Origin of the sequence: Amycolatopsis sp., assembly GCF_035276945.1 — a bacterium.
GTDB lineage: Bacteria > Actinomycetota > Actinomycetes > Mycobacteriales > Pseudonocardiaceae > Amycolatopsis_E.
The window spans coordinates 1-5,452 of record NZ_DATELF010000058.1; the positions used below are offsets into that span (position 1 = coordinate 1).

Annotated in this window: 1 protein-coding gene and 1 pseudogene; both read right to left on the reverse strand. The window is 65.6% G+C overall.

Translation table 11 applies throughout. The features are described from left to right. Positions 1-5,274: SDR family NAD(P)-dependent oxidoreductase (locus tag VJT49_RS09420; RefSeq protein ID WP_324164357.1), on the reverse strand; the 5,274-nt coding region annotated here is incomplete at its 3' end. 18 nt (positions 5,275-5,292) lie between these two features. Further along, a pseudogene (locus VJT49_RS35145) lies at positions 5,293-5,451 on the reverse strand (hypothetical protein); the annotation flags it as partial. Between the last annotated feature and the right edge of the window lies 1 nt (position 5,452).

Sequence of the window (5,452 nt, forward strand, 5' to 3'; positions counted from 1 at the left end):
CGCGGCATCACACTCACCCGACCGCAACGCCTGACACGCCAAATGCAACGCCACCAACGACGACGAACACGCCGTATCCACCGTCACCGCCGGCCCCTGCAACCCCAACGTATACGCCACCCGACCCGACGCCACACTGCCAACGTTGCCGTTGCCGATGTAGCCCTCCATTTCGACTGGAACCTTGTGCAATCGGGAGGCGTAGTCGTAGTAGATCGCCCCCGCGAACACTCCCGTCTTGGTGCCGTGCATGGACATCGGGTCCACGCCCGCCTGCTCGAGGGTTTCCCACGAGGTCTCCAGCAACAACCGCTGCTGTGGGTCCATCGCCAGCGCCTCACGCGGTGAAATACCAAAAAACTCCGCATCAAAATGGTCCACGTCATAGACGAACCCGCCATCACGCACGTAGCTCTGGCCGGATTGCTGCGGAGCAGAGGCGAACAACTCCGCGACGTTCCAGCCACGGTTCGTCGGGAATCCCGAGATCGCGTCCACACCGTCGGCGACCAGTCTCCACAGCTCCTCGGGCGAACCGACACCACCAGGCAACCGGCAACTCATGCCGACGATCGCGATGGGCTCCCCAGCCGTGCTGGCGACCACCGTCGCCGCGGACCGATCGGTAGGGCCAGCACCGACAATCCTGACCAGCAGGTGCCTGGCCAGCGCCACCGGTGTGGGGTGGTCGAAGATCAGCGTCGACGGCAGCCGTAAACCCGTCGCGGCGTTGAGCCGGTTGCGAAACTCCACCGCTGTCAGCGAGTCGAAACCGATCTCCTTGAACGACCGGTCGGGCCGCACTTCCTCGTCCGTGGTATGTCCGAGCACGACGGCGGCTTCGGAGCCAACCAAGTCCAGCAGTGTTCGATTTCGCTCGCTCTCGGGCATTCGCACCAGGCGGTGTGCCAGCCGAGACGGATCCACGCCGGTAGCGGCAGTCCGCCGGGCTGGTGCGCGGATCAATCCCCGCAGCAGTGGGACAGTGGGCATCGAGTTGGCACGCAGTGCGGCCATGTCCAGCCGGGCGGGCACCAGTAGCGCTTCGTCTCTGCATTGGGCGGCATCGAACAAGGCCAAGCCCTGGTCGGTGGACAACGGGACCACACCGCCGCGGGCAAGTCGCTTCAGGTCGGTGGCGTTCAGATGTCCGGTCATCCGGCCACCTTCGGCCCACAGCCCCCATGCCAACGAGACGGCGGACAGCCGGCTGGCCCTGCGGTGCTGGGCGAGCGCGTCCAGCACCGCGTTCGCCGCCGCGTAGTTGGCCTGCCCAGCGCTACCCAACGTGCCGGCTGCAGACGAGTACAGGACGAACGCGGCCAGATCCATGTCCTTAGTCAGCTCATGCAGATTCAGGGCACCGTCTACTTTAGATCGAAAAACCCGGTCGATGCGTTCGGCGGTGAGGGATTCGACCGCACCATCGTCCAGTACGCCCGCCGCATGGATGACCGCGGTCAACGGATGCCCAGTCGGAACCTCCCGCAGCAACTCCTCCAGCGCCCGTCGGTCGGCCACGTCACAGGACGCGATCGTCACCTCGGCTCCCGCTTCAGCGAGCTCGGCCGCCAACTCGGCCGCACCAGGCGCGGCGGCACCACGGCGGCTCACCAACAACAGGTTCCGCACGCCCCGCTCGACGGCCAGATGCCTGGCCACCTGGCGGCCCAGCGCCCCGGTTGCTCCGGTGATCAGGGTTGTCCCACCGCCTGACGTCCACGGCATCGTTAACGCGACCTTGCCCACGTGTCGTGCCTGACTCATGAACCGGAACGCCTCCGCCGCACGCCGCACGTCCCATGTCACTACGGGCAGCGTGCGCAACGCTCCGCGCTCGAAGAGGGCCAACAGCTCGGTCAGCATCTCCTGAATCCGGTCCGGGCCCGCCTCAGAGAGGTCGAATGCCCGGTAATCCACACCAGCGTGTTCAGCGGCCACAGTGGTCGGATCCCGGACATCCGTCTTGCCCATCTCAAGGAATCGGCCGCCTCCCGGCAACAACCGTAACGAGGCGTCCACGAACTCCCCGGTAAGCGAGTCCAGCACTACATCCATGCCTCGGCCTTCGGTGGCGTCGAGCAACCGTTGCTCGAAAGCGAGATCACGAGACGATGCGATGCGCTCCTCCGGCAAACCGAGGGCACGCACCGCCTCCCACTTGGCCCGGCTCGCCGTCCCGAACACCTCCGCACCCCAGTGCCTGGCCAGTTGGACGGCGGCCATGCCGACCCCTCCTGCCGCCGAATGCACCAACAACGATTCGCCCGCAGACAGGTGGCCTAGATCATGCAACGCATAATAGGCGGTAAGGAATGCCACTGGCGTCGAGGCGGCCTGGACGAAGGACCAACCGGTAGGGACACGCACCAGCATTCGGTGATCCGCCACAGCGATCGGTCCGAACGCGCAGGGAAACAAGCCCATCACCCGATCACCGGCACGCAACCCGCGTACACCGGGCCCGATATCCAACACCACACCCGCGGCCTCGGCACCCATAATCGCCTCGCCTGGATACATGCCGAGCGAGATCAGGACATCGCGGAAGTTCACCCCCGCGGCACGCACCGCCACCCGCACCTGTCCGGCGGTCAACGCGCCCCCGGTGTCCGTACTGGGAACAATGGCGAGCCCCTCGAACGTGCGGTCGGCGCCTGCACTGACCCGCCACCCATCCGAAACCGCTGTGGACAGCTGCGCTGATTCGGAAGGCGCGCGGGCGAGCCTGGGAACCAGTACGGTACTTGTCCGCAGTGCTACCTGGGTTTCGTCCATGGCCAATGCCGCCGGAAGCGCAGCGGCGGATTCCGCGTTGTCGAGATCCACCAGCACGAAACGGCCCGGGTGCTCTGCCTGCACCGAACGCAGCAGCCCCCACACTGCCGCGTGCGCCAGATCGGTGACATCCTCGGTGGCCTCGGTGCTCACTGCGCGACGAGTGACAAAGGCCAGCCGGGAAGATGCGAACCGCTCGTCAGCAAGCCACGAATGAACCATGTCGAGCGCGCGCTGGGTACTCGCGCGCACGGCCCCCGAGACATCTGCCGCTACTTTGCCGGCAGGAAGGACGTCGATCACGACATCCGGGATTCGCTCACTGAGCGACGGCAGATCCGCTGCGCACTCCGTCTGGACGCCGGCCGTCTCCAGTGCCGAAACCACATCCGACTGCCCCAACACCGCCCATCGTGTCGCCGCCGATGTTCCCTGCGACTCCATCGCAATCCAGTCCACTCGGTACAACCGGTCGTCGCCATCGCCGCTGGGCGCCGAGTGATCCGAAACCGGCCGCAATACCAGCGAAGCCACGGTCGCCACCGGCAAACCATCGCCATCGGCCACGCGCAGCGACACACCGTTCTGATTGTCCGGAGACAGACACACACGCAACACCGAAGCCCCGACTGCGTGCAGCGATACCCTGCTCCAGGCGAATGGCAGCAGCGTCTGCTTCGAGTTGCCTACCACGTCTGCGGCGCGGACATGCAAGGATGCGTCCAATAACCCAGGATGGAGCCGAAAAAGACCGGCGTCCTCGCTGAATTCTTTCGGCAGGGCAACCTCGGCGAAGAGGTCATCGCCGCGTCGCCATGCTGCGCGCAGGCCCCGGAAGCTCGGCCCGTACCCGTATCCGGCCTCGGCCAAGCGGTCATACAGATCGTCTGTGGGGATCAGGTCCGCGCCGGGCGGCGGCCATTCGGTCAGGTCGAACTCGGCTGCGCTGGCTCCCCTCGCGAGAACACCACTGGCATTGCGCGTCCAAGCCACGTCCGACTCGGCGTCATCGGGGCGCGAGTGCACCGTAAACGTCCGACGCCCAGTCTCGTCGGCGGCGCCGACCACGAGTTGGATGGAAACGCCCGCTGTCAGTGCCAGCGGAGTTTCCAGGGCAAGTTCCTCCAGCAGATCAAGGCCCACCTCATCGCCCGCGCGCACTGCCAGTTCCACAAACGCCGTACCCGGCAGCAGCACTGTGCCCGAGATGGCATGATCGGCCAGCCATTTGTGGGTACGCAGCGAGAGCCGACCGGTCAGCACAACGCTGTCGCCATCGGCGAGGCGGACCGCCGCACCCAGCAGCGGGTGGTCTGCCGATGCCTGCCCCAAGCTCGCAGCGTCGAACGTGCGGGCATCTGTGTCCGGCCAGTATCGCTGTCGTTGGAAGGCGTAGGTGGGTAATTCGATCTGGTGTGCGCCGGTGCCGTCGAAGGTGGTTGCCCAGTCGACCGGCAGGCCCTGGACGAAGGCCTCGGCCAGGGCGGTGATGGCGGTGTTTGGTTCGGCGCGGTCGTGGCGGAGCAGGGGGAGCAGTGTGATGTTGCCGGTGTCGGTAGGCAGGCTGTCCTGGGTCATCGCGGTGAGCACCGCGGCGGGGCCCATCTCCACGAACGTGGTCACACCCTGGGTGAGTAATGTCTGAATACCGTCGTGGAAACGCACCGTTTCCCGGGCGTGCCGTACCCAGTATTCCGGCGAGCACATCTGTTCTGTCGTCGCTACCGCACCGGTCACGTTGGATACCACCGGAATGGTTGGTGGTGCGTAGATCAAGCCGCGGGCAACTCCACGGAATTCCTCGAGTATCGGTTCCATCAGGGAGGAGTGAAATGCCCGGGAAACCCGCAACCGCTTGGTCTGGCAGCCACGCGCGGTGAAGCTCTCTGCTACCCGCAGCACCGCATGCTCGTCCCCGGAGATGACCACGTGTGACGGACCGTTGACCGCCGCGATCTGCACCCGAACGTCGGTGTTGTCCGCCAGTGCCTGCGTGACCTCCAACTCCGGTGCCCGCACCGACATCATCGCCGCACCCTCGGGTAAACGCTGCATCAACCGTCCACGAGCGGCTACCAGCGCTGCCGCGTCCTCCAGCGACAGCACCCCTGCCACATGCGCGGCGACCAACTCTCCCAACGAATGGCCCAGCAGGAAGTCCACGCCGGCGCCGTAGGACTGCCACCACCGGAACAACGCTGTTTCCAGCGTGAACAACGCCGGCTGCGCGTATTCGGTCGTGTCCAGCAATTCACTGCCGACCGAGCCTGGTTGCGCGAACATCAGTTCCCGCAACGAACAATTTAAATGTTTTTGAAACTCCGCACACGTGGTGTCGAGCGCTTCCGCGAAAGCTGGGAAAGCGTCATACAGTTCCCGGCCCATCCCTGCCCGTTGCGCACCCTGACCGGTAAACAACACCCCGGTGCCCCCGCCTCGACCCAGCACACCGGTGACCACCGACACCGTCGGTTCGCCCTTGGCGAGGGCGCCCAACCCGGACAAACATTCCCCGCGGTCCCGACCCCACACGACCGCCCGGTGCGTGAACACCGACCGCGTCCTCACCAATGACAACCCCACATCACCGGCACCCACCTCAGGATGGTCATCCACATACGAATACAACCGCGCCGCCTGCCCGGCCAATCCCGCCTGCGATTTCGCCGACAAC